This is a genomic window from Jatrophihabitans sp. (genome assembly GCF_036389215.1).
GTDB lineage: Bacteria > Actinomycetota > Actinomycetes > Mycobacteriales > Jatrophihabitantaceae > Jatrophihabitans_A.
This window is the reverse complement of the sequence record NZ_DASVQG010000202.1, coordinates 1-3,354: the sequence shown is the minus strand read 5'-3', so window position 1 is coordinate 3,354 and position 3,354 is coordinate 1. Positions and strand designations below refer to the sequence as shown.

The following is a 3,354-nucleotide window of genomic DNA, read 5'->3' as shown; positions in this document are numbered from 1 at the left end:
CGAGGTTGGTGCCGCTGGACGGTGCTGCCGCTGGACCGATGACGGTGGGAATGGTGAGGGCGCCGTGCTGGCGCACGACGCCCTCTGCGGTCAATCCGGGTTACCAAGCGTGCACCTGGACAAGGTCAGGCGCGGCCGGTGACGGTCCGCGCCGACAGCCGTCATCGTGGCTACATCGCCGCGTGGGTACCCGGTTGCCCACTGGCGGAATCCGCGACTGGTGGGGGCTGGCCGCCATAGCCACTCGAGGACTCCGTGCTGCATTCGTACTACCGAATACCCTTACAGCGCAAGAGTTCGGCGCCTTTTTCCGGCGCGCCGCGGCTGCTGTAGGGCGGCGGCCTCAGGCGCGATTGGACCGGCGGGTGAGGCCGTACCAGAACAGCGCGGCAAGGCCCGCCACGCCGGCCAGCATCACCGCACTGGTTGCCGGCTGGGGTGCCCTGAGGCTGGCCAGCCGCTCGCGCAGCGGCACCGCGTTGGTGAACGACAACGCGGGCCAGTGCCGCTCGACGGCCACCCTGCGCAGGGCCTTGTCGGCGTTCACCACGTACGGGTGGCCGACGGCTTCCAGCATCGGAACGTCGGTGATCGAGTCGGAGTAGGCGTAGCTCTCGGCAAGGTCGTAGCCGCGCTCGGCGGCCAGCTCCCGCAGCCCGTCGGCCTTGTGCCGGCCGTAGGCGTAGTACTCGATCTCGCCGGTGTAGCGGCCGTCGCGGACCACCATCCGGGTGGCGATGACGTGGTCGGCACCCACCATCTCCCCGATCGGGCGCACCACCTCGTCGCCGGAGGAGGAGATGATCACCACGTCGCGGCCGGCCGCCTTGTGCTCGAGGATCAGCTCGACGGCTTCGTTGTAGACCAGCGGGTCGATGATCTCGTGCAGCGTCTCGTTGACGATGTCGCGGATCTGCTGCACGTCCCAGCCGGTGCACATGGCGGTCAGGTACTTGCGCATCCGGTCCATCTGGTCCTCGTCGGCGCCGGACAGGGCGAAGACGAACTGGGCGAAGGCGCTGCGCAGCACGGCCCGGCGGTTGATCAGCCCGCCCTGGTAGAAGGACCGTCCGAACGCCAGCGTGCTGGACTTGGCGATGATCGTCTTGTCCAAGTCGAAGAACGCTGCTGAGCTAGCCACCCCGCGAGGATAGCCACGACGGTCGGTGGCGGCGCGCTGCCCGGCCCGCCGCGTGCTGGACCATCCGCCCGTCTTGTGTCGGGAGAGCTCCGGACGATGGGCACATCCCGGGCCAGTTAAATCCTGTTCGGAGGTTGGGTGAACGCTTTCAGAATTTTGACTTTGAGGTGTTCGTAACTTTAGCGAGTGTGCACAAGGGTCTTTATGGATTGCCTTGGTGTGTGCTTCAAGCCGCCGCCATAGGAATGCGCTCCAAAGAGTAGTTAATACACCGATCAACCAGATTGCCGTATTTCCCGGCTGGCCGCCGCGATGTTGGAATCCAAGGGCCAACGCAAAGATTTGTGCAGTCACTATAAAGAAAGCAGTGGGGTAATCAATCCTTCTGGAACGCCAGGTGCGCCGCTTGGTTGATTCGATTAGGTAAGTTTCCCATTCCAGAAGGGATGGGCATGCCGAAATGCGAACAGCATCAGCCCGCAGAGGACCACTGAGGTACGTAGCTATGAATTTGACCGACCGGAGTTGCGAAGTGTAGACGTACATCGCGAACGTCGAAATATACGGTGCAACCAGGATGATAGCGGCGAATTTCGCGGTGTAGCTCAGTGCTATGCCGCTCAGCGTAATGGTCACCGTCATCGCAGAGAAGGCGGCGAGGTCGGCCGCCCGCATGCGAAACAGTATTTCGTTTCGCAAGGCGGAGTATTCCGCGATCAAAATATCGCTACAGATCTTGCCTGGATCGCTATCTTGCGCACGGCGGACCCTTGTCATGGAGAGCCTCTCTGTTACGAGCCTTGCCTCCGAATAGCTTACGGACTCTGGCTGAGATGGAAGGGTCTTCATGTTGGCAGACTCGTCCTTCTTCCGCTCGGACCGTCCGCTAACGATGGGTTGTCTATACCCCTGCTGTAGCCCGGTGACCCGCACTGGCGTATTAGCGCCATTCTTGAACACGACGACGAGCTGTTCCACTCCATCCAACCCATGACCCACAACCTGGCAGCTCACCGGCATCCGTCGGCGGGGGTTGTCGGCGCATAGCGTCGGTCGTCCACAGCCGCAGGTGGCCGTCCACAGTTTTGCTCGGTGCCGCCGCCGGACGGGCTCGCCGGTACAGGGTGGTGGCCATGACAGCGAACCTGAGGATCGGCGTGCTGGCCGGCTGTGGCGGTGCGGGTGCGAGCGTGCTCGCCGCGGTGCTGGCCTGCTGTGGCGCCGCCCGAGCCGGCCAGGCCTTCCTGATCGACTGCGATCCGGTCGGCGGCGGTATCGATGTCCTGCTGGGCTGCGAACGTGCCGCCGGATCGCGCTGGAGCCAGGTCCGGCTGGGCGGCGGCGACCTCGACCCGGCGGTGCTGCGGGACTGCCTGCCGAGCTGGCATCAGGTCTCGGTGCTCGCGGTCGATGACCCGAACAGCCTGGACCCGGCCGCGCTTCTACAGATCATGGCCGCGGCAGCACTGGCCGGGCCGGTGGTTCTCGACCTGGCCAGGTGGCCCTCGCCGATCCGCACGGCGGCATTGAGTTGTTGCGACCTGACCGTGCTGGTGACGCCGGCCGAGGTACGCGCCGTCACCGCCAGCGCGGCCATCGCGCAGGGCTTGGACCCGGCGCGGACCGTGCTGGTGATCAGGGGCTCCGCGCCTTCGCTGCCAGCCGGTCGGATCGGGGCGCTGCTTGGCCTGGCAGTGCTGGGTGAGCTTCCGCACGACGCCGCCAGCCGGCAACCAGGCGGCCTGGATCCACGCCGGCTCAGGCGCGGGACGAGGCAGGTCGCCGAGGCGGTGCTGAGCCGGTGCGCGATCGCGGTCCGGCCCGAACGGGTCGTGGCGGCGTGACCGGCGACTTGTTGGACAGGGTGCGGCAACGGCTGGCGGCGGGTTCCGGTCCGCTGGACCTCGGCGAGCTGGCCGGCCAGGAATCGGCGCTGCTGCTGGACTCCGGCGCTCGTTCACAGCTGTCGGGCCAGCTGGCCGCGGAACTGACCGGCGCCGGCCCGCTGGAGGAGCTGCTGGCTGGTGCCGGGGTCACTGATGTGCTTGTCAACGCGCCGGACCAGGTCTGGCTCGACCGTGGAGCCGGCCTCGAGCGGGCACCGGTGCGCTTCGACTCCGACGCGGCTGTGCGCCGCCTTGCCACCCGGCTGGCGGCCCAGGCCGGCCGGCGTCTGGACGATGCCGCCCCGTTCGTCGATGCGGTGCTGCCCG

The 3,354-nt window shown here is 66.5% G+C and carries 3 protein-coding genes; 2 read left to right on the top strand and 1 reads right to left on the bottom strand.

The annotated features are described in order from the left end of the window. Window positions 1-343 precede the first annotated feature (343 nt). A complete protein-coding gene (locus VF542_RS10905) occupies window positions 344-1,141 on the bottom strand; it encodes an HAD family hydrolase (RefSeq protein WP_408651734.1) in 798 nt (265 codons plus the stop codon). Between the two features lie 1,133 nt (window positions 1,142-2,274). Here VF542_RS10905 and VF542_RS10900 point away from each other — a divergent pair. Continuing rightward, complete coding sequence (locus tag VF542_RS10900) at window positions 2,275-2,985, top strand: hypothetical protein (RefSeq protein WP_408651733.1); 711 nt, start codon at window positions 2,275-2,277, stop codon at window positions 2,983-2,985. Beyond that, the coding region (locus VF542_RS10895; RefSeq protein WP_408651732.1) for an ATPase, T2SS/T4P/T4SS family at window positions 2,982-3,354 on the top strand (373 nt) is incomplete at its 3' end. The genes VF542_RS10900 and VF542_RS10895, both read left to right, overlap by 4 nt.

Bases quoted from the DNA above. Each gene is read 5' to 3' on its own strand.
- VF542_RS10900 (WP_408651733.1), top strand. From the start codon at position 2,275: ATGACAGCGAACCTGAGGATCGGCGTGCTGGCCGGCTGTGGCGGTGCG.